This is a genomic window from Luminiphilus sp. nBUS_07 (assembly GCF_051201685.1).
Lineage (GTDB): Bacteria > Pseudomonadota > Gammaproteobacteria > Pseudomonadales > Halieaceae > Luminiphilus.
In genome coordinates this window covers 1,290,317-1,310,904 of the sequence record NZ_CP179213.1, presented here as the reverse complement: position 1 = coordinate 1,310,904, position 20,588 = coordinate 1,290,317, and the positions used below count along the sequence as shown (strand labels likewise).

The following is a 20,588-nucleotide window of genomic DNA, read 5'->3' as shown; positions in this document are numbered from 1 at the left end:
TCAGCCTTTAGCCTTTGACGCTGCCAGCTCTTCGGTATGCTGCAGCGCTGCTTCAATATAACTGGTGAACAGTGGGTGTCCGCCCCGGGGCCTTGAAGTGAACTCAGGGTGAAACTGGCAGGCCAAAAACCAGGGGTGTGAAGGCAGCTCGACCATTTCGACCAACTCGCGGTCCTTTGACCAGCCCCCGACGCGAAGCCCTGCGGCCTCAATTTGGGCTACGTAATTGTTGTTGATCTCATAACGGTGCCGATGCCGTTCGCGGATTTCCGGTGCACCATAAACTTGGTGAGCCAAACTGCCCTCTACAAGGTGACACGTTTGGGCTCCCAATCGCATGGTTCCTCCCAAATCGGACTGCTCATCACGCCGTTCGAATGTGCCATCCGCATCCTGCCATTCAGTGATCAAAGCGACCACCGGATGAGGGGTATTGGGCTCCATTTCTGACGAGTGGGCCCCAGTGAGTCCGCATACATGACGACCATACTCGATCATAGCCATGTGCATCCCGAGGCAAATGCCTAAAAACGGAATGTTATTTTCTCGAGCGTAACGCACGGCTTCAATTTTTCCATTGATACCTCTGTCACCAAAACCCCCTGGCACCAGAATTGCATCGAGGTTTGCCAGCAGTGCGACCCCCTGAGACTCTATATCCTCAGCGTCGATATACTGAATATCGACTTTGGTCAAAGTCTGCAGCCCCGCATGATGAAGCGCTTCATTCAGCGACTTGTAGGCATCGGCCAAATCGACGTACTTGCCCACCATCCCTACCGTCACAGTGCCTCGAGTTTCACTAAACTCTCGGGCAACAACTTCGTCCCACTCTGACAAATCAGCGGCCGGGCATTCGAGCTGGAACTGTTCAAGCACATAGTCGTCTAGGCCATTAACGCTCAAATTTCCCGGAATTTTATAAATAGAATCGGCATCGAGCAGAGGAATAACCGCTCGAAACTCTACGTTGGTAAAGAGTGAAATTTTACGCCGCGCACCCTCATCGACATCGACAGCGCAGCGGCACAGCAGGACGTCGGGTTGAAGACCAATTGAGCGCAGCTCTTTGACAGAGTGCTGAGTGGGCTTTGTTTTTATCTCTCCTGCGGTGGCAATGTAAGGAATCAGGGTAAGGTGCATAAGCAGCGCCCGGGTTGCACCCAACTCCAACTTGAGCTGCCGAACAGCCTCAAGAAATGGCTGACTCTCAATATCGCCCGCAGTACCGCCAACTTCTACCACCGCCACATCAGCGCCATCAGCACCCTCAATGACCCGGCGTTTGATTTCATCGGTGACGTGAGGAATCACCTGCACCGTGCCACCCAAATAGTCACCGCGGCGCTCTTTACGCAGCACAGCGTCGTAAACTCGCCCGGTGGTGAAGTTATTACGCTTCGTCATGGTCGTTCGGGTAAAGCGCTCGTAGTGTCCCAGATCCAAATCGGTCTCGGCACCATCATCGGTCACGAACACCTCGCCGTGCTGGAAAGGGCTCATCGTACCGGGGTCAAGATTTATGTAGGGGTCTAATTTGAGAAGGGTGACCTTCAATCCCCGCGCTTCCAAAACGGCGGCGAGAGAAGCCGCAGCAATACCTTTGCCTAGGGAAGAAACTACCCCACCTGTAACGAACACATAACGCGTCATGCCGACCACCGTTGCAGGGGCGAACCCCATGAGGTTGAAGCCGTTAGTGACAGCGCCATAGAGGCCGTCGTCACCTTAACTCAGATGGGAAGTTAGTCTACCATCTCGCCGCGACGCACTCAATTCCAAGGTGAAGGTTTAATCGACTGCCACAGGGGCACGAGGCGCTGGGAACCATCCTTCTCGTCATGTTCTAGCTCCCACAATGCCCCGATCAAGGGAATGTATAAGGGGGTCTCTCCACGGCAGAAAACAGGCAGTCTCGATCGCCACCAGGGCGGCACGTCATGGGCCTGACACAGGGTCCCAAAGTCCCGCGTATGCGCACCTGTGCGCCTAAAACGCTCCCCTTCAGCCCGATACCTCACAGAGACCGCCTCTCCGGGGCAAAACCCCTGACTCCCCGATGTAAGAACCCAAGTCACCTCGCCGCAACCCACTTCACTGCACTCTCCGGCCATTAAGTTTGCGGCTAGGTGGGGGCGTGGTTCAGAGCGAAGGAACGAAAAACTTATCAACCCACGCCAAGCTCGTAACACACCGCCACCCACATCGATTTCAGGGCAGCGATCGGCTCGAGCCTCAAAACACTGGCGAACAAACTCGGTGAGTCGCACAGCCCCCGGTACATCTACTGCCTGCTCAGAGAGCCAACGGTGCAAGGAAGACGCCAATAATCGCCGACTTTCCTCCGAATCGTCGTTAGCGTTGTAGGCCAGTGCGTCCTCACCCATCGCATTCTCAGTCAACACCAGTGGCTGCTCGTAGTATTGCCTCAGAAAATCTGCCTGTAACGTCGTCGCCCGTCGAATAGACTCACGATAGCCAGGCCACCGCTGGCCTAGTTTTGGAAGGATCTGAGTCCGCAAAAACCCCCTGTCAAAGCGATCATCAAGGTTGCTGGCATCCGTCACATAAGCGAGGGCGTGGTGTTCAGCCCAACTCCTGATAGCTGAGCGCGGCACACCGAGTAAGGGTCGAGATAAATAGCCCTGCCCCAACGCCCGGCGCCGAGGCATCCCAGCGAGCCCTCTGGGCCCTGTGCCGCGCAATAAGCGCTGCATAACCGTCTCAACCTGATCGTCGGCATGATGCGCGAGCAGCAGAACTTCTTGAGCTTGTAAATGTTGCCGGTAAACACCGTAACGCGCGGTTCTGGCTGCAGCCTCGAGGCCTTTACCCTGATCTGTAGCTGGGCAAACCCGATAAACCGACAAGTCGACCGAGTATTGCTGACAAACCTTCTCGCAGAGTTCCGTCCAAGCATCAGCCTCTTGAGACAGGCCATGATGGACGTGTACCGCACGCACTGCCGGTCCCCCGCCATCGCGCCACATTGCCGCTAAGTGGAGCAGCACCATACTGTCACAGCCGCCACTCAAGCCCACCACCCACGCGCTTGCGTTGTGGTCCTGCTTAAACTCGGGGGTTAACTCATCGAGTAAAGAGGTATCGGGCAGAGTCAGTTACCGTACGACATAAGCCGCTGGTACCGCGCCTCCAGCATAACGTCTGTCTCCACTGAGCAAAGCCTATCTACCTGCTCTACCAAATGTGCTTTCACACGACGTGCCATTTCCAGAGGGTCTCGATGAGCGCCCCCCAAAGGCTCACGGATCGTTGCATCAACAATGTCTAAATCTTCCAAAGTGCTTGAAGTTACGCCCATTGCGGAAGCCGCCTGTGGTGCAAACTCACTGCTCTTCCAAATAATATTGGCGCACCCTTCTGGGGAAATCACGAAGTATGTGGCGTACTGCAACATCGCAAGATGATCGCCAACACCAATGCCCAATGCGCCGCCCGAGGATCCTTCACCAATAACGGTGCATACAATCGGCGTTCGCAAACGCGACATAACTGCTAGATTTTGCGCAATCGCTTCAGAAATGCCGCGTTCTTCTGAGTCAATGCCGGGGTAGGCTCCGGGCGTATCGATGAGAGTGACCACCGGCATTTTGAAGCGCTCCGCCATCTCCATTAAGCGCAACGCCTTCCGATATCCCTCAGGTTTAGGCATCCCGAAGTTTCGGTAGACCTTATCTTTAACCGTTCGACCTTTTTCCTGTCCAATCACCATGACAGGACGATCATCGAGACGGGCCACACCCCCTACAATCGCTTTGTCATCGCCAAAATGCCGATCTCCGTGTAATTCATCGAATTCGGTAAAAACATGGTCGATATAATCCAATGTATAAGGACGCAAGGGATGTCGAGCGACCCGGACAATATCCCAAGGGCTGAGATCGGCATAAATTTTTTCAGTGAGACCCGTGCTCTTCTCACGTAGCCGATCGATTTCCTCGGCAAGATTTATGTCCGCATCGGAACCCACATTGCTGAGTTCCTCAATCTTGCCCTCAAGCTCGGCGATGGGTTGTTCAAAATCGAGGTAATTGGGATTCATGGACACTTACCGTCTCGGCTGCCTGTTTATGGCCCTAGTCTACAAAAGGGTGGCCCTACACGCCATGCCAACATAGGACTCTATTACCGGGTCATGTATGCTTGTCGCGCGATGATGACCTCCGATACGATCAAAACCCCCACAGCAGACCACCGTTTGGTCCTCGCACCTATGGAGGGCGTGATCGATAGCGTTATGCGAGAACTGCTCACAAACATTGGCGGTTACGACCGTTGTGTTACGGAGTTTGTTCGAATTTCTCAAACCGTGCTGCCACCCCGAGTCTTTTATAGGCTGTGCCCTGAACTTGCGCTGGGTGGCAGGACCCCTGCGGGCACCCCAGTTTTTTTGCAATTATTGGGCAACAACCCCGACCTCATGGCTCGCAACGCACAGGTGGCTGAAAAACTCGGCGCACCGGGGATCGACCTCAATTTTGGCTGCCCTGCCAAGACCGTGAACAAATCCAACGGCGGCGCCGTTCTTCTAAAAACACCTGATGTTTTGCGTGCCGTCTGCTCGGAAGTTCGCGACGCCGTAACGCCAGAGGTGCCTGTCACAGCCAAAATCAGGCTGGGTTTCGACGATGACGGGCAATTTGAGGCCATTGTAAAAGCGGCCATGGACGGCGGGGTCTCTGAGCTGACTATTCACGCAAGGACCCGCCGCCAAGGCTATCGCCCGCCCGCACACTGGTCACGATTGGCTGCTATTGCTCAAGAATCCCCGATACCGATTATTGCAAATGGAGAGCTTTGGTCCCCGGGGGACGTCATACGCTGTGGCGAGGTCAGCCACTGCCACAACTTCATGTTGGCGCGTGGCGCCCTTTGCCGGCCCGATCTCGCCCGCGCTGTTCGCAACACCTGGCAGGGGTTAAACACCCCAGCCATGACATGGGCCGAGGTTTTTCCGCTTTTGCAAACGTACCTGCGCAGCAACGCCAATGCCTATGAACCCCGATATGCCTGTAATCCACTAAAGCAATGGCTGGTTTACCTTAAGCATTATTTCCCCCAAGCTGGCGCTTTATTTGCTTCCGTCAAACGCATCAGAGATTTTGATGTTATGGATCAAGCGCTAGACGACATTGCACCCGCCATTTCGGAAGCTGCATAACCCTTTTTCGATATCAGGAAGGAATCCAAGACCCTATGACTACAACAGCGAACAGCCCGTTACAACGCGGCCGAGAGTTTATGGGCCACCCAGCTGGCTTGTACATTTGTTTTGGTACTGAGCTTTGGGAGCGCTTTTCTTTTTACGGCATGAAGTACTTGCTGCTGCTTTATCTCACCAAGTACCACTTGTTTGACGATGCGGCTGGATTGGCTGTTTTAGGCAGCTATACCGCGTTGGTATACGCTATGCCCCTGTTGGGCGGCCTCATCGCCGATAGGTACTTAGGCATGCGCCGGGCCGTAGTGTACGGCGGACTGCTGCTGGTCGCAGGCCACCTAGGCATGGCATTCGAAGGTGAGCAAGCACGAATGCTCGATGGTGATGTGGTGCGAGACGATGGCGCGCTGCAAATTTTTTATCTCTCACTGGCCTTAATCATCATGGGCGTGGGATTCCTGAAACCGAATATCTCAACAGTCGTGGGTAAACTTTACGGCGAAGACGATCCCAGACGGGATGCGGGCTTCACTATTTTTTACATGGGCATCAATATTGGCGCATTTACCGCCACCCTGCTTTGTGGCTGGCTTGGAGAGGTTTATGGCTGGGCCTACGGTTTCGGTGCCGCAGGTATAGGTATGGCACTGGGGCTCGTGCTTTTTCTTTGGGGACAGCCCCTGCTAGAGGGACACGGTGAAGCGCCCTCAACGTCTGCACTGCGTGAGAAAAGAGGCCCTCTACGAGTGGACCACCTGATTTATCTCAGTGGCATTGCAGGGGTCTTTGTGATCTGGCAGATCGTTCAGGTTACCGCCGTTGTGGGAACACTTCTCAACGTGGTGTCACTGGCGACATTGGGCGGTTTGGGCTGGTATATCTTCGCCCGCTGTGACCGTATACAACGGGATCGCATGCTGGCTTTGGTCGCTCTTATTATCTCAACCGTCTTTTTCTGGGCGCTCTTTGAGCAAGCAGCTGGCTCCATGACGCTGTTTGCAGATAGAGATACCGACAAGTCGCTATTTGGGGTAACGCTGACCGCATCGCAGTTTGGCGCGGCGAATTCCTTTTTCATATTCACTCTGGCACCACTGTTTGCATTTCTATGGACGTGGCTGGGCCGGAGAAATATGGAACCCGGCACTCCGGTAAAGTTTGGACTGGGCATCATTCAGGCAGGACTGGGCTTTGGCGCCCTGGCCTACGGCGCACAATTTCCTAACGAAGCCGGCGTTGTCTCTGCCTGGTGGTTAATTCTTGCCTACTTGCTGCACACTACCGGCGAGCTTTGTCTCAGCCCTGTCGGTCTGTCGGCCGTCACCAAACTTTCGGTGCCCGGAGTCGTTGGCGTAATGATGGGCGCATGGTTTCTTGCCTCGGCCTACTCGGGCTACGTGGCAGCGCTGCTAGGCACGATGGTGTCCGGATCCGACGGGTTCGTCACATTATTCGACCAACTGCTGTGGGCGGGAGTCATTGCCGGTGTGGTACTACTTATTGCCACACCGCTTCTGAAGCGCCTCATGCACGGGATTCGCTAACTGCGGAGCCCTCACTAGCAGGCTCCTGACCTTTTAGGCGCCTGACAAGCTGTTGATAGTCCCAGCCGATCATATAAAGGGCTGGGACCATTAGCAGACTCACAAACAATGCAAATAAAACGCCGAACGACAGCGACAGCACTGCAGGTTTGAGGAACTCCGCAGTGGTAGATCGCTCTGCCATGATCGGTAGCAATCCGACACAGGTCGTAACGGTTGTCAGAAAAATAGGCCTAAAACGATTAATCGCGGCATCTATCACGGCCTCCGCCGAGCTAAGACCGTCGTCTTCTCGTCGGCGAATATAATCCACCAAAACCAGATTGTCGTTGACCACAACACCCGCTGCTGCCCCGATACCAAAGTAAGAAAATAGGGCTAAGGGCATATCAAAAAGTAAGTGGCCAAAAATAGCACCCATGAAGCCAAAGGGGATCGCCGTCATAATAAGCAACGGTAACGCATAGGACCTGAATGCCACTGCAATGAGCGCATATATGGCAAAGAGCGCCACGGTATACAACGCCGCTATCTCACTATAAAACTCTGCCTCAGACTCTTGAGTGCCTCCCTTTAAGACCTTTAAACCCGGATATTTACTCTCCAGTAACGGCATGTAGTCATCGCTCACCGTACTGGATATCTCTTCCATAGCGTCGCGCTCTACATTGGCTACGACCCGAACAAAGCGCTCGCCGTTGCGCCGATTAATACGTTGAACTCCCGTACCAAAAGACACATCTACAACGGACATAAGGGGAATACTGCGGCCATCGGGCATTCTAATCATGAAGTCATCAAGGGACGATAATTCACTGCGGGCATCGCGGGGATAGCGCACCATGACTTTTACGTCTCCAAACTCTCTCGGCAGTCGCTGTACTTCTTCTCCGTAGTAAGCCTGCCGCACCTGTCGCGACACCTCTGCAAGATCGACACTGAGCTTTTCAGCGCCGGGCTTTAATGAAAATCTCAGCTCACTCAACTCGCCCTGCTGATCGTCGCGCACGTAGTAAGCGGCGTCATAACCTTGCAAATGCAGCTGTAGATCTTCACTCGCTGATTTGAGCGAGGCAAAATCTTGATGCTGTAATAAGAAGGTCACCGTGGGCGAACCCTCATTGAGGGTGTAGCGCACTTCTACTTTTTCAGCATCTGGAAAGTCCCCTGCCAATTCTCTTAACCGCTCAGCAGCAGCTCGAGCACTGAGATCTCTCACTTCAGGGGGAGCCAACCTAACGATGGCAATCACATTTTCGGGCCTAGCGCGGGTGTACCAACCTTCTATTAGCTTGCCAGTTCCCTCTCCTGAGTCTTGCGCTGAATCCTCTACCTCGGCGATCAGCGCTTTCTCAGCAACTTGCAACTGATCCAATATTTGTAGCGCACGGTCGTAAGGGGTGCCAATTGGCAGATCAACGCTGATGTAAATTTGCTCATTTTCTACCTGGGGCATGAAGAAAAACTTAACCCAGCCAGTCGCGAAAAGGCCGATAGAAATCATGAATCCCACCAGGAACACCATGGTTGTGGTGTAACGGTTACGGATGCAGCGCTCGAGAAAAGGGCCGTAATAATTGTGCGCAAAATCAACAATGGAGTGGGCAATATTTTGTTGCCAAAGCTTAATGCCTTTCAAATTTTTGCGCGGCTCAATGTGCCGCAAGTGCACTGGGAGAATAAAAAAAGCTTCAATCAGCGACATGATCAGGGCCAGCGTGATGACAATGGACAGCTGCCGCGTCACTTGTGCATCAATACCCGAAACAAAAAGCCAGGGGCAAAAGCTACAATAGTCGTTAATACGGCGAAGATCACAGGGCGCGCGACACTCACCGCCCCAGCAACTGCTGACTCCTCGCCACTGAGACCCATACTATGGTTGTGGTGGTGAATGCTTTCACCCACCACGATCGCATCATCTACCACGATCCCCAGTACCAACAAAAACGCGAAGGTCGAAATAACATTTAGCGAAACATCACTGGCCGGCAAAAATGCAAAAGCCCCCATGAAGGCAACACCAATACCTGCAGTCACCCACAGCGCGACGGCGGGTCGAGTCGTCAGCACTAAAACGATAAATACCAGAAGCAGACCCAGTACTGATGATTCGGTGATGAGATCCATACGCGAGGTATAAATATCGGCGGTATCAAACCACATCATTAATTCGATGCCGGGAGGGAGCGTAGGTTGCGTATCCGTGATCCAGCGCTTCGCCGCTTCACTGGACTTCACCACCTGCATATCGTCAGTGGCTTGCACCTGCAGCAATACTGCAGGCTTACCGTTGAGGGTGGCTATGATTTCGCTTTCTTCGTACCCGTCAACTACCCTCGCGACATCGCCCACGCGAATAGTGCCGCCCTCGCGTGTTTGTTTAACAATAATATTTTCAAAATCGCGCTGCGTATCGGCGAGGTTGAGCACCCGTAACTGCACATCACCCGTCGCTGCTTTGACCTGACCTGAGGAGGAATTGATTGAGCTTCCTCGGATAACTCCCGCAACCTCGGCGAAGGTCACGCCATAACGCCGCAAAGCCGTTTCTGAGAGTTCAATGGTGACCTCTTCTTGCCTAACGCCAAAGAGTTCAACCTTGGAGATATAGGCTCGTGAGGCCAGATCCTGACGAAGATCCTCGGCTAGTCGCGTGAGCGCTCGCTCGTCAATATCGCCAATAACAGCAACTCGCAGCATCTCTTGCCGCCACTCAAGCCGTCGTACTCTCGGGTTTTCAATGTCTCTGGGCAGCGAGGTCACGGCGTCAACAGCGTTTTTGACATCATTGACGAACGCGTTGATGTCAACGTTGGCATAAGTCTCAACGCTTACATTGCCAAAGCCCTCTCTGGCCTCGGAATAAACCCGATAAACGTTGTTAACGTTTTCAACAGCATCCTCGATGCGCTGAATGACCTGTTGCTCCACCTCTCGCGGGGACGCACCTGGCCAAATAACCTCCACTTGAACCTGATAAGGGCTCACGGTAGGAAAGGCCTCTTTCTCGATATTTTGCAGACCCAACCAACCCGAAATAATAATACCCAGCATCAGCAAATTCGCTGCTACCGGATTTCGAACCCACCAACCAACCAGTGCCGTCACCTCAACGCTCCTCAGTCAGCCAAGTTTGAATCCGAGGCAACAATGATCGCCTCGGATTCAGCATTAATGGATTCCAGCGCCATTCCCGGAATGGGATTTCGAATCGCTGAGATAATGACCGCCTCGCCCGCGGCGATGCCACTCGCTAAAAATGTCTCACGTGTGTTGCTGTGAATCACCTCGACGCTTCTTATTTCCAGTTGTCCGTTAGCATCGAGAATGAAGACTCGATCACCGGCACGAAGGCCGTCCGACGAAATAGCAATGGTGTCAGTTAAAATCCGGCCCGCAATAGCTGCTTCGACAAATAAGCCCACCGCCAAGGGCATCTGAGAGGATGCCTCTGGCAATTCATAGGGTTTATCAACGACAGCAGTGGCATAAACGACGCGGGTTTCTGGGTCTATGGCGGCGTCTAATCGCTCAACCCGTCCGGTCCATAACTGATGCGCTCCGGCCACCTTGGCGGTGAGATCTACCGCCAATCCTCCGCCGTCAGGGGCGCGGTAGCCAATGGGCACGCCCAAGGCTCCCAGCTGATTGTCAGTAAGGGGCAATCGAATTTCCACGCGATCGGTGCCAAAGGCCGAGGCAAGTACCTTTCCCGGGCCCACGTATTCGCCCAGATCTGCAGAAGTTTCTCGCAATCGTCCTGTGTAGGGCAATGCGATATTAGTTCGATCAAGATTAGTTTTGGCCAACGACAATCCCGATTGAGCTGCCTCCAAAGCCAATTTAGCGCGGGTAACCTGAGGTTTTTTTAATGCCAATGGCGAAGGTTGGTTTACACCCACCAACTGTTTTCTCGCCACATCGGCATCGGCGTAAGCAGTCTCTAGGTCAACCTTTGCCGCAGCCACACGGGCCTCGGCTTCATTGAGCGCTGCTTGGTAATCGGTATCTTCTATTTTGAGCAGGGTTTCGCCGGCCAAGAACCGACCACCCTCAACAAATTCGTCAGAGACTTCGATAATGCGCCCTGCCACCTGAGCCACCATGTCAGACCGCAGCGTCGCCCTGACGTCACCATTTGTCTCCACAGTCAGTTGATTGGTAGCTACTGCCGCGATCTGAGTATGAACTCTGATGGGTCTGGGCGCCTCGATAGCAATATCAGGCTTCGGTTTAGTCGCATTGAGGACCACAACAACCCCGATTCCCAGCAGCAACACCAGCAGTGGTATCAAGGCTCTCTTAACTCGGCTAAGCATGCAGACTCCCTGTCTAAAAAATAAGCTTTCGCATCCAAAAGGGCGCGTGTGGCCAAAAAATTACGCGGCGTAAGTCTACCAGTGCCCTAGTGTTCTAACTCGGCTGGCCCATCTTTTTTGATCAATTCGGTAAAATTCCCAGCCAAACTCGAAATTTCCGCAAAAAAAGCCCGCTGTTGGGGTCTTCTGAGGCAACCGCCACTACTTTTGGGCTTGTAGGAGACCTTTTGCCCTCCCAGCGTCGCCCTGTACATTTGTCCACCTTTTGCAATGGTGAAAATCGCCATACCTTTGCGAAATCCTGAGCTGCCTACGTTTGCATTATTTTCACCACCGGAAGCATTGGTGCCGACGCCCGTTGTACTCGCATCTGCTCCAGCCGCCACCGTTAACGCCACCGCAGTAGCCTGAGCGCCAAACTCGAAATTACCGTCAGTAAACTTATCGAAAGATCTTTCATCTTCGAACAAGATAAGCTGACTATAAGCCTGCCCACCCAGCTGCAACCTGTAAGTAATTTGGGTCATTTTTGGTTCACCCATGAGCTTACTCTTGCCCTTGTGAACACGGCCTGAAACATGGGCACCACCAATGCCGATACCTCCCTTGCCGATCGTGGGGAAAACGGCATAACCTAAAGCCGCATCGATCAGCTCGCCGGCACGGCAAAATTAGCTGCCCCACACCCGAACAGCGAACGAGGTCAAAAACTCCAACATCTATGCAATCCGGCCACTAGCTCCAATCGTATTCTTTACACAACCCAAATGGAGCGAACCATGCTGACATCTACCCACTCAAAGGCCCAAACCCTCGAACTGGCTGACAACACCGTTAACCTTCGCTCGGCTATCTCTAGAGAGGCTACCCTAGTGAGGGAGGCACTGGTCGCTAGGGGGCTTGAAACGCCGCTGATTGACAACGGACTGAACCGTGATCAAAAGCTGACAATAGTTAAACAAGCTTTCACTGACATTACCCAAGCACTGGGGCTTGATCTTACCGACGACAGCCTCTGTGATACTCCCGATCGTATTTCTCGAATGTATCTCGATGAAATTTTCTCGGGCTTGGATTATGGCAATTTCCCCAAGATTTCCGTCATCGACAATAAAATGCAGGTCGACGAAATGGTGATGATTGACGACATAGATCTCACCTCCACCTGCGAGCACCACTTTGTCACCATTGATGGTCAGGCACGGGTCGCGTATCTACCACGCAATAAGATTATCGGACTGAGCAAGATCAACCGCATCGTTCGCTTCTTTGCCCAACGACCGCAAGTACAAGAGCGACTCACCCAGCAAATTTTAGTGGCACTACAGACGTTGCTGGAAACCGATAATGTTGCCGTGTCGATGGAGGCGGTTCATTACTGCGTAAAATCTCGAGGCGTCATGGATACCAACTCCAAAACTCGCACCACATCCCTAGGGGGCATGTTCAAGGAAAACCCTGCGGCCCGCAGTGAATTTCTGCGTTGATGCTAAAACGGGATGGGTTTCCCATCCCAGTCTAGGTATAGCAACCGCTCAGTAGTGGGAACTTCATCGAGGAGCGTCACTAGACGCTCTGCAACAAACGCTGGCTTAAACAATTTGTTTTCGGGCACGCCACGTTGGAAGGGTTGCGAAAGCGCCGTATCCACCGTACCGGGATGAAAGGCGACAATCTGTGCCGACTTATTAAGGCGTCCGAACTCAACGCTTGCGCATTGCAACATCATATTCAACGCTGCCTTACTCGCTCGGTAGCTGTACCAGCCCCCCAAACGATTATCTTCAATGCTTCCTACTCGCGCTGACAGTATTGCCACCCTTGGCTGATCAGCTCGGCGCAGCGCATCGTGAAAGGCAGCAAGCCACAACATCGGCAGCATAGTATTGACCTCAAAAATCTTGGCCATCGTTGGACCATCAAGCTGCCTGAGTGCACGCTCGGGGCGATAGTCATCCCCTTGCAGAATACCGTTGGTAATTATCAAACGCTCAAGAGTTCCCGGCTGCTCAGTAATCGAGCTCGCGACAGATTCAATGGAGGCCGCGCTGTAGTCGCTGTACCAGTGGTGCACCCCCGCAGATAGGTCTGAGGATGAACTTCTACTAACAGCATGAACCTCACCATAACCCTGATCGAGCAGCGCATTCGCGACGGCTGCACCAATACCACCGACCCCTACCACCACTGCTTTACCCGTCACGAGTTGCTCCTGAAAATTGGCAGCAGGGAATCAAAGCCAACGACCGTTTGCGGCACACACCGATGAGGGAAGACAGAAAAGCCTGCCGGCAGATTAGCGATTTTGCCCATGATCACCACGCTGCGACCGTGCCATCTTTACGCATTTCCGTTGCACCAGAGTAAACGCCGGTTTCGTCATGTCGTTGTATCGCCTGATATCCTCCGAAAGGGCCTCCCGATTCGTCGACGACAACTTCATGTCCCAGCGCACGAAGTGCAGCGACCGTTGTGGCAGGAACACCCGGCTCCACGTAAAGAGTGCCATAGTCTCCGGGGCTTCCACCGTCGGGGCTGCTGCCACCATCATGCAGGAATCGGGCAGCGTCTCCTGCTTCCTGAAGGTTCATGTCAAAGTCAACAATGTTTATCAGAACCTGCACATGACCCTGAGGCTGCATACCCCCACCCATAAGACCGAAACTCATCCAAGGCTTGCCCTGACGTGTAACAAACCCCGGAATAATCGTGTGAAATGGCCGCTTTCCGGGGGCATAAACGTTAGGATGCTGCGGATCCAGAGAGAACAATTCACCACGATCCTGCAACATAAAACCTAGGCCTTTGGGCACTAGGCCCGACCCCATACCGCGGTAGTTAGACTGAATCAGCGAAACCATCATTCCGGATTCATCAGCCACTGTTAAGTAGGTAGTATCTCCCTCGCCCTCCAAGGGTACTGCGAGGGCTTCGGCGGTTAAAACGCTGTCGGAGTTAATACGGGCAAATTGCGCTTTTGCAAACTCGGCAGACAGCAGCTCTTCCACAGGAATATCAGCAAAATTTGGATCGGCAAAGGTTTGAGCCATCGCTTCAAAAGCCAAACGTTTTGCTTCCACCATGAGGTGAAACAGCTCTGGCGAGCCGCGCTCCATAGTCGCCGTGTCGGCCTGCTTGATAATGTTGAGCATCATCAACGCTGCGAAGCCCTGACCATTAGGGGGAAGCTCCCACAAAGTGACGCCGTGGTAGTCAACGCCCCGAGGCTCCACCCACTCTCCTGAATGCTTGGCAAGATCAGCTGCGGTGAGGTCAGCTTCAATCGCTTCAAAGTAGCCAACCATACGCTCAGCTAACACTCCTTTGTAAAAGCTATCCCGACCCTCAGCGCCCAGAATTCTCAGAGTTTTTGCAAGATCGGGGTTGCGAAACACTGAACCGACTGTCGGAGCGGTGCCAGCGGGAAAATACAGCGCGTTTGCGTTGTCGAGTTCTTCGATCATGGGCGCACGCTGTTCAAAACGCCGTTTATTCGCTGCAAACGCAGCGGCAATAACCGGAGACATGGGAAACCCCACCTCGGCATATTCGGCAGCGGGAGCTAGCACTTCGCCCATAGGCAAATTTCCCCAACGTTCGTGAAGCGCAAACCACCCATCAACCGTGCCGGGGACGGTGACGGCGAGTGAGCCATGGGAAGGTATGCCTTGATAGTCTTCAGGCAGTTGGCCCTGAGACTTCATTTTCTCGATGGAGCGCAGCATTGCCGAAAAATCGCGCCCTGCAGGGCTACGACCTGATCCGTTATAACCGTAAAGCTGCTGGGTTTCCGGATCCCAAACGATGGCGAACAGATCCCCACCGATACCATTACCCGTGGGTTCCATAAGCCCAAGAGCCGCATTTGCTGCTATGGCAGCATCCACAGCACTTCCTCCCTGCTTCAAAACATCAATCGCAATCTGCGAAGCCAGGGGTTGTGCGGTCGCTGCCATTCCACGAGCGCCATAAACCGGGCTTCTTGACCAGTCTGCGCCCACCGGTCGAGCACCGGCACCCAAAGGCTGTGCATTTAGAGATGCCGCGCTAACGCACAGTGTGGTGACCGCCATGACACGGGCAAGCAATGCGCCTACTGCGGTTACCCGTTGCTGAAAAGTCGTCATACATTTACCTTTTGAGTGGTCGCGCTGAGTAGCGTCAGCAACGTAACGGCAGCTTGCGTTAACTGCTCGTGAGACTCAAGGTAGGGTTATTGAGTAATCTCGACAGTCGCTCGACACAGGACCGAATCACTATGAGTACAGATACGCCCCAAGATGAAGCCAGAAAACAAAACCTCACCGTGGGCTTTATTGGATTAGGTGCAATGGGGTTTCCTATGGCGGGTCATTTGCAAACCGCAGGCTACGCCACAACGGTGTTTAATCGCTCTCCCGACAAAGCTTCCAGGTGGCAGGAAACCTACGGAGGGAAAACTGCTTTGACACCAGCGGCGTCCGCCCGCGATGCTGATGTCGTTTTTGTTTGCGTAGGCAATGATGACGATGTCAGAGAGGTTACCCTTGGCAATCAAGGTGTATTAGAAACCCTCAAACCCGGCTCATTACTTATTGACCATACGACAGCCTCGGCTGATCTTGCCCAAGAACTCCAAAGTGCCTGTATGGAAAAAGACATTGGCTTCTTAGACGCACCTGTTTCAGGGGGACAGGCCGGCGCTGAATTGGGCCAACTAACCATTATGGTTGGGGGGGACAGCACGAGTTTTGATAGTGCCAAAGCCGTGATGGCTGTTTACGGAAAGAGTGTCCGCCTGATGGGTCCATGTGGCTCTGGTCAGCTCACTAAAATGGCTAATCAAATTTGTATTGCAGGCGTTCTCCAAGGTTTGTCTGAGGCGTTACATTTTTCCGATCGAGCCGGACTAGACACAACAAATGTTGTCGAGGCCATCCGTCAAGGAGCAGCCCAGAGCTGGCAAATGGACAACCGTTCTCAAACAATGATCCAAGGCGAGTTTGGCTTTGGCTTTGCCGTTGACTGGATGCGCAAAGACCTGGGGCTAGTGCTTGACGCCGCAGATAAAGCGGGAGCATCACTCCCCTTAACAGCCTTGGTCGATCAATTTTACAGCGATGTTCAAAATTTGGGCGGCGGTCGCTGGGATACCTCAAGCCTTATCGAACGGCTGCGTAAACTCAGTCGGTAAATTTACGGCGAAACCCTATTTTTCATCGTGTCCCAGTAGAGCGTTTCTATCCATTTTGCCTCGCCAATAAAAGCCCATGCAAAAGATTGGTAAGCCTGATCCAAGCCCCTTTCCTGAATCTGGGCTAGTGACATCCCGGCGCTCATACCTTCGACCACCGCTGCACGGGTAGAACGAATCATGTCGTGCATTGCCAACAGGTCTCCCCTACTGGCGATTGGGCCGTGGCCAGGCACAACGACGGTATCGTCATTAATCATGGCTAACAGTGTCTCCTGACTCGATAAATAGGCACCCACGCCACCGCCGCTGTCAGTGTCGATAAATGGAAAGCGCTCATTGAAAAATAAATCCCCGGCGTGCAGAACATTCGCACCTTCAAAATAAACAGCCGTATCACCATCTGTATGCCCCTCAAGAGCAACAAGTTTGAGGCGGTCGCTGTTAAAGTAGATGTGCACACCCTCGTGGTAGGTAATCACCGGCAGAGGGGCCTCTGCTGATGGAGCTCGCGCTAGCAGTCGCACCCGCGCAGCCTCATTAGCAATAATCGTGGCACCGGCATTAGCAAAAAAATCATTCCCTCCCGTGTGATCTCCATGGTGATGCGTATTGATGACGTATTTTAGAGACTGCTGCGTCGCAGAAGTGCCAGGAAGATTCGCAAGTGCATCCGCAATCCGCTCGGCCATGGCCGCATACTGATCATCGACCAACAGGAGTCCATCAGCACCCACGCTTACGGCAAGATTGCCGCCAGCCCCCGTGAGCATGTAAATAGAGTCTGTGAGCTTGGTCGCCTCGATTACCACCTCAGAGAAGCGATCCGGTTGCGCCACGAGGGCGCTATTAAACGTCAACAGCAAGGTGACAATAACTACTTTCGAGCAAAACCTACCGACGTGGCTCATAAGAATATTCCTGTGTGACTTACCTAAAAAAGGGTTCCGGCGACAACTTTACCGTAGACAGGTAGACTCCCTCCACGCACTTCGTCGCCCCGGGCCCTCTCATGAAAGCACACCACCACGCGGCAGCCACCTCTGCCGCATTACCCAACGCACGGCAACGGCTTTACGTACGCTACTACGTTGCCATTACTGCTGATTTGATCGTCTTAGGTCTGCTCTCCCAGTTTTGGGACCGAGTGCAAATTAGCAGCTTCACAGCGGGGTTGGTCGCAGCGATTATGTTACAGCTGCTCTTGCAGGCTACCTTAATGATCGAGCACGCCGCCTCTCGGCCCTTCGAAAACAAGAATTCCTGGCAAGCCAAAACGGGCAGGATATTCGTTGCGTGGCTGATTTTATTTAGCTCAAAATTCGCTATGTTATGGGCAATTGGCTTGGTCTTAGGCGATGCAATACATTTTTACGGCGCTATGCACGGCGCGCTTCCCTTTATTGCCACGGTCATTTGTATGATTTTGGCTGAGGCGCTGGCATTTAGCACCTTTGCCAATTTAGAGAGCGCAAACTAACGAGAGTAAATACCAATGGCTGAAAACGGCAATGGCTCAGTGCTCGTCACCCACGAGGGAGGATGCCACTGTGGCAAAGTGCAGTGGCAAATACAGGCCCCCGCTCACTTGCAGACACACACCTGCAACTGCTCCATATGCAATATTAATCACTACCAACATCTGATTGTGCCCAAGCAACGCTTTCAACTGTTATCGGACCCAGACACCTTAAGCGAGTACCGGTTTGGTTCGGGTCTAGCAAAGCATTATTTTTGCAAAGCCTGCGGCGTGAAATCATTTTATATACCGAGGTCAAATCCTGACGGCGTAAGCGTTCATGCACGATGCCTCAATCCAGCCTCTGTTTTGTCGATTACGGACACACCCTTTGACGGACAAAATTGGGAGAAAAATGCCGCCTCCCTTGCACACCTGTCAAAAGCATGACAGCGCCCAACTTTTGGCAAACAACGCCGATGAACGAACTCTCAACTCAACAGTGGGAGTCTCTATGCGATGGCTGTGGCAAATGCTGCCTCAACAAACTTGAGGATGAAGACACCGGAGAAATCTATTACACCAGCGTTGCCTGCCAGTTACTTGATCACTCCTCGGGCAGGTGCAGTGACTATAAAAATCGATTAAAACGAGTTCCGGACTGCCTGGATTTACGCCAAACAAGCCCTGAGTCCTATCATTGGTTGCCCGCGACCTGCGCCTATCGGCTGCTTGCTGCGGGTGAAGACCTTCCCGAATGGCATCACTTAAAAAGCGCAGATCCCATGCAAGTGCACCGAGCAACCTGCACCGTAAAGCACCGGGTCATTTGTGAGACTACTATCGACCCCGAGCAGCTCGAGGACCACATCATCGCTTGGACCGACCGCTAATCGGTCGAGCACATAAATTAAACCCACGCCGACAACTATCTCCGGCTAATACAAGGAAGTCATCGACTCGCTATGCAAAGCCAAGATCAGGAAGTTTTTGAAAAACTCGTCGAGTGGCTTAATAGCGGCAGCGCTCCATATTTGTGCACTATTGTAAAGGCTGTAGGGTCATCACCTCGCCCGGTGGGCTCGATGCTCGGGAGCTGCGGCGAACACAGTATTGGCACGCTGTCGGGGGGCTGCGTTGAAGAAGACCTGCTCGACAAACTGCGTACAGATGCAATTGATGCCTCAACCCCACAACTTATCGAATACGGCGTTTCTGCGGAGGAAAATGAGCGATTAGGGCTGCCCTGCGGGGGGCGTTTACATATTTTGGTGCAGCAGCTCTCCCCTGCTAGTGCAAACTGGGTGACCGATGTTGTCACTGCACTGCGGGCAAGAAACTCCGTAGTCAGAACAACAGAGCTGTCAACTGGCATTACATCTGTAGAGGTCACCGATGATTATGCCCCTCTGAGCCTGACACAAAATGCATTAAGGCAAGGGCTGGGTCCTAAAATGCAGATGCTGCTCGTAGGCGCCGGGCAACTCGCTCAGGTGTTGGCTCACTTGGCACTTGCTATGGACTACGAAGTGATTGTTACCGACACCCGCGAGGACGTTATTACTCAGTGGCAAGGACCTGACGTAGAACTGCTACATGGCCTACCAGACGACATCATCGCCGCGCGCAGCTGCGACCCCAAAAACGTCATTGTCACGCTTACCCATGATCCCCGCATTGACGATATGGCGCTTCTTGAAGCTTTAGAAACTCCCGCTTGGTACGTCGGTGCGTTGGGTTCTATCAGAACCACCCGTGCTCGCTTAGAGCGCCTAACCGCACTGGGGGTCACTCAGGCCCAATTGCAACGACTGCACGCCCCTGTTGGTCTCGATATTGGCAGTAAAACGCCGTGGGAAATTGCGGTAGCCATCATGGCTGAAATCACTCAACTGCGGCGCAAGACTGCAACCAGCACTATGAATCCTGAGCTGGGTCCATAGCCGATGGCGGCTGCTTTGCCTGCAAGTAGTGAATGAGACGACCTAACCTCACAGCCTCTCGATCAATCAACTGAACAGTCTCCTCAAACAGCGCAGCGATATTTTGGGGTGTGGCGTTATCCAATTCATCACTCGCCTTATCAAGAGTGAGCTGGAACCGTTGATAGCGCTCACCCAAGAAAAGTGCCATCTGATAATCAGCGGCTTTGGCCATGCCATCAAACACGCAATCAAGCACCGGCAACATCCAACCAATCTTGCCCCAGCCTGCAGCTTGCTTTCCCGAAATGGGCTGCGCAAGCTCACCTGTACCCAATGAGATAACGGTAATCCTGTCACCCGGAAACAACCTCAACGCTTCAGCGTAAGCCGACACAACAGGAGAATTTAAGAACACTGCGCCGTCAATGAGTGCCGTCGATTTACCGGCTACTTCGAACTGCGCCGGCTCAAAAAAAGTTGGGGCAGCCGACGTTGCTCTTGCCGCTGACTTACAAAGCATCTGTGCGTGCTCAGGTTTAAAGCTTTTAAAAAAAGCCGTCGACCTAGCCTCCAAGTCATAGGCCGTGACAATGGTGGGACAGCGACAATCTCCTAAAACGTTGTCATCGAAGTAATCTGCAAGAGCCGTCTCAAGGGGGCTAGCTGAATAGCTTTCATCAAAAATACCCAGCGCCGACCGAAACTGACGCCACAGATTGTTGCCGAAAATTTGTGCCCCACGATTGGCGTAAAGGTCAGCCAGGTCACGAGCGCCATATCGACTCTTTGCAGGTTTTTGGGGATCCGGTTGCGCCAATCCCAAGGCTAAAATACCCCCCGTTGAAGTACCCACCATAAGGTCAAAAAGATCAGCTGCCCGATGACCCGTCGCCGTCTCGAGGTGATGCAGCACCATCGCGGGTATGATCCCGCGAATACCCCCACCATCGATCGATAGAACGGTTCTCTCTTGGGACATCACC

General features: G+C 53.1%; 17 protein-coding genes and 1 pseudogene. 8 read left to right on the top strand and 10 right to left on the bottom strand.

Going from position 1 to position 20,588, the window contains the following annotated elements; all coding sequences use genetic code 11:
• From ACMAZB_RS05775 to accA, 3 genes are all read right to left on the bottom strand, one after another.
• Positions 1–1,653 carry a CTP synthase gene (locus ACMAZB_RS05775; protein ID WP_435215224.1) on the bottom strand — a complete coding sequence of 551 codons (1,653 nt, stop codon included), beginning with the start codon at positions 1,651–1,653 and terminating at the stop codon, positions 1–3.
• A 119-nt stretch (positions 1,654–1,772) separates the two neighbouring features.
• The gene (tilS, locus tag ACMAZB_RS05770) at positions 1,773–3,035 is read right to left on the bottom strand and encodes a tRNA lysidine(34) synthetase TilS (protein WP_435219774.1); all 1,263 of its coding nucleotides are present in this window, start codon (positions 3,033–3,035) and stop codon (positions 1,773–1,775) included.
• A gap of 80 nt (positions 3,036–3,115) precedes the next feature.
• A complete protein-coding gene (gene accA / locus ACMAZB_RS05765) occupies positions 3,116–4,063 on the bottom strand; it encodes an acetyl-CoA carboxylase carboxyl transferase subunit alpha (protein WP_435215220.1) in 948 nt (315 codons plus the stop codon).
• A gap of 93 nt (positions 4,064–4,156) precedes the next feature.
• Between accA and ACMAZB_RS05760 the strand changes: the two genes are divergently transcribed.
• Together ACMAZB_RS05760 and ACMAZB_RS05755 are read left to right on the top strand one after the other, a co-directional pair.
• Positions 4,157–5,182, top strand: a complete 1,026-nt coding sequence (locus ACMAZB_RS05760; protein ID WP_435219773.1) for a tRNA dihydrouridine synthase — start codon at positions 4,157–4,159, stop codon at positions 5,180–5,182.
• Positions 5,183–5,217: 35 nt separating this feature from the next.
• Positions 5,218–6,726 (top strand): peptide MFS transporter, encoded by a 1,509-nt coding sequence (locus ACMAZB_RS05755; RefSeq protein WP_435215216.1) that lies wholly within the window; start codon positions 5,218–5,220, stop codon positions 6,724–6,726.
• Here the strand turns inward: ACMAZB_RS05755 and ACMAZB_RS05750 are convergent.
• The 3 genes and pseudogenes from ACMAZB_RS05750 to ACMAZB_RS05740 form a co-directional block, all read right to left on the bottom strand.
• Positions 6,707–9,783: pseudogene (locus ACMAZB_RS05750) on the bottom strand (efflux RND transporter permease subunit). The gene ACMAZB_RS05755 and the pseudogene ACMAZB_RS05750 overlap by 20 nt on opposite strands.
• Positions 9,784–9,848: 65 nt before the next feature.
• Positions 9,849–11,048, bottom strand: a complete 1,200-nt coding sequence (locus ACMAZB_RS05745; protein WP_435219772.1) for an efflux RND transporter periplasmic adaptor subunit — start codon at positions 11,046–11,048, stop codon at positions 9,849–9,851.
• A gap of 86 nt (positions 11,049–11,134) precedes the next feature.
• Positions 11,135–11,590, bottom strand: a complete 456-nt coding sequence (locus ACMAZB_RS05740) for a hypothetical protein (protein WP_435219771.1) — start codon at positions 11,588–11,590, stop codon at positions 11,135–11,137.
• Between the two features lie 237 nt (positions 11,591–11,827).
• Here ACMAZB_RS05740 and folE point away from each other — a divergent pair, with 237 nt between their 5' ends.
• Positions 11,828–12,535 carry a GTP cyclohydrolase I FolE gene (gene folE, locus ACMAZB_RS05735; RefSeq protein WP_435219770.1) on the top strand — a complete coding sequence of 236 codons (708 nt, stop codon included), beginning with the start codon at positions 11,828–11,830 and terminating at the stop codon, positions 12,533–12,535.
• 2 nt (positions 12,536–12,537) lie between these two features.
• On the opposite strand, the gene ACMAZB_RS05730 is transcribed toward folE, so the two are convergent.
• Both ACMAZB_RS05730 and ACMAZB_RS05725 read right to left on the bottom strand, forming a co-directional pair.
• A complete protein-coding gene (locus ACMAZB_RS05730; RefSeq protein ID WP_435215208.1) occupies positions 12,538–13,251 on the bottom strand; it encodes an SDR family NAD(P)-dependent oxidoreductase in 714 nt (237 codons plus the stop codon).
• Positions 13,252–13,363: 112 nt separating this feature from the next.
• Entirely contained in the window at positions 13,364–15,175 is a 1,812-nt protein-coding gene (locus ACMAZB_RS05725) for a gamma-glutamyltransferase family protein (protein ID WP_435219769.1), read from the bottom strand.
• A 131-nt stretch (positions 15,176–15,306) separates the two neighbouring features.
• Here ACMAZB_RS05725 and ACMAZB_RS05720 point away from each other — a divergent pair, with 131 nt between their 5' ends.
• The gene (locus ACMAZB_RS05720) at positions 15,307–16,221 is read left to right on the top strand and encodes an NAD(P)-dependent oxidoreductase (RefSeq protein ID WP_435219768.1); all 915 of its coding nucleotides are present in this window, start codon (positions 15,307–15,309) and stop codon (positions 16,219–16,221) included.
• Positions 16,222–16,223: 2 nt separating this feature from the next.
• Here ACMAZB_RS05720 and ACMAZB_RS05715 read toward each other — a convergent pair whose 3' ends face one another.
• On the bottom strand, positions 16,224–17,132 hold the full coding sequence (locus ACMAZB_RS05715; protein WP_435219767.1) for an MBL fold metallo-hydrolase: 909 nt from the start codon (positions 17,130–17,132) through the stop codon (positions 16,224–16,226).
• 101 nt (positions 17,133–17,233) lie between these two features.
• Between ACMAZB_RS05715 and ACMAZB_RS05710 the strand changes: the two genes are divergently transcribed.
• From ACMAZB_RS05710 to ACMAZB_RS05695, 4 genes are all read left to right on the top strand, one after another.
• Positions 17,234–17,701 carry a hypothetical protein gene (locus ACMAZB_RS05710; protein ID WP_435215200.1) on the top strand — a complete coding sequence of 156 codons (468 nt, stop codon included), beginning with the start codon at positions 17,234–17,236 and terminating at the stop codon, positions 17,699–17,701.
• 15 nt (positions 17,702–17,716) lie between these two features.
• Positions 17,717–18,130: a GFA family protein gene (locus tag ACMAZB_RS05705; RefSeq protein WP_435219766.1), complete on the top strand. Its 414-nt coding sequence runs from the start codon at positions 17,717–17,719 to the stop codon at positions 18,128–18,130.
• Positions 18,131–18,159: 29 nt separating this feature from the next.
• Positions 18,160–18,573: a YcgN family cysteine cluster protein gene (locus ACMAZB_RS05700; RefSeq protein WP_435219765.1), complete on the top strand. Its 414-nt coding sequence runs from the start codon at positions 18,160–18,162 to the stop codon at positions 18,571–18,573.
• 72 nt (positions 18,574–18,645) lie between these two features.
• Positions 18,646–19,623, top strand: coding sequence for an XdhC family protein (locus ACMAZB_RS05695; protein WP_435219764.1), 978 nt, complete (start codon positions 18,646–18,648; stop codon positions 19,621–19,623).
• On the opposite strand, the gene ACMAZB_RS05690 is transcribed toward ACMAZB_RS05695, so the two are convergent.
• Positions 19,598–20,584 carry a patatin-like phospholipase family protein gene (locus ACMAZB_RS05690; RefSeq protein ID WP_435215193.1) on the bottom strand — a complete coding sequence of 329 codons (987 nt, stop codon included), beginning with the start codon at positions 20,582–20,584 and terminating at the stop codon, positions 19,598–19,600. The two genes, ACMAZB_RS05695 and ACMAZB_RS05690, sit on opposite strands and share 26 nt — an antisense overlap.
• Positions 20,585–20,588: the final 4 nt, after the last annotated feature.

Excerpts from the sequence above, each read along its gene's own strand:
- ACMAZB_RS05775 (WP_435215224.1), bottom strand. The coding sequence starts at position 1,653 with ATGACGCGTTATGTGTTCGTTACAGGTGGGGTAGTTTCTTCCCTAGGC.
- ACMAZB_RS05690 (WP_435215193.1), bottom strand. The coding sequence starts at position 20,584 with ATGTCCCAAGAGAGAACCGTTCTATCGATCGATGGTGGGGGTATTCGC.
- ACMAZB_RS05700 (WP_435219765.1), top strand. The coding sequence starts at position 18,160 with ATGAACGAACTCTCAACTCAACAGTGGGAGTCTCTATGCGATGGCTGT.
- ACMAZB_RS05720 (WP_435219768.1), top strand. The coding sequence starts at position 15,307 with ATGAGTACAGATACGCCCCAAGATGAAGCCAGAAAACAAAACCTCACC.
- ACMAZB_RS05760 (WP_435219773.1), top strand. The coding sequence starts at position 4,157 with ATGTATGCTTGTCGCGCGATGATGACCTCCGATACGATCAAAACCCCC.
- folE (WP_435219770.1), top strand. The coding sequence starts at position 11,828 with ATGCTGACATCTACCCACTCAAAGGCCCAAACCCTCGAACTGGCTGAC.
- ACMAZB_RS05725 (WP_435219769.1), bottom strand. The coding sequence starts at position 15,175 with ATGACGACTTTTCAGCAACGGGTAACCGCAGTAGGCGCATTGCTTGCC.
- ACMAZB_RS05745 (WP_435219772.1), bottom strand. The coding sequence starts at position 11,048 with ATGCTTAGCCGAGTTAAGAGAGCCTTGATACCACTGCTGGTGTTGCTG.
- ACMAZB_RS05755 (WP_435215216.1), top strand. The coding sequence starts at position 5,218 with ATGACTACAACAGCGAACAGCCCGTTACAACGCGGCCGAGAGTTTATG.
- ACMAZB_RS05740 (WP_435219771.1), bottom strand. The coding sequence starts at position 11,590 with ATGGGTGAACCAAAAATGACCCAAATTACTTACAGGTTGCAGCTGGGT.
- ACMAZB_RS05695 (WP_435219764.1), top strand. The coding sequence starts at position 18,646 with ATGCAAAGCCAAGATCAGGAAGTTTTTGAAAAACTCGTCGAGTGGCTT.
- ACMAZB_RS05710 (WP_435215200.1), top strand. The coding sequence starts at position 17,234 with ATGAAAGCACACCACCACGCGGCAGCCACCTCTGCCGCATTACCCAAC.
- ACMAZB_RS05705 (WP_435219766.1), top strand. The coding sequence starts at position 17,717 with ATGGCTGAAAACGGCAATGGCTCAGTGCTCGTCACCCACGAGGGAGGA.
- accA (WP_435215220.1), bottom strand. The coding sequence starts at position 4,063 with ATGAATCCCAATTACCTCGATTTTGAACAACCCATCGCCGAGCTTGAG.
- ACMAZB_RS05715 (WP_435219767.1), bottom strand. The coding sequence starts at position 17,132 with ATGAGCCACGTCGGTAGGTTTTGCTCGAAAGTAGTTATTGTCACCTTG.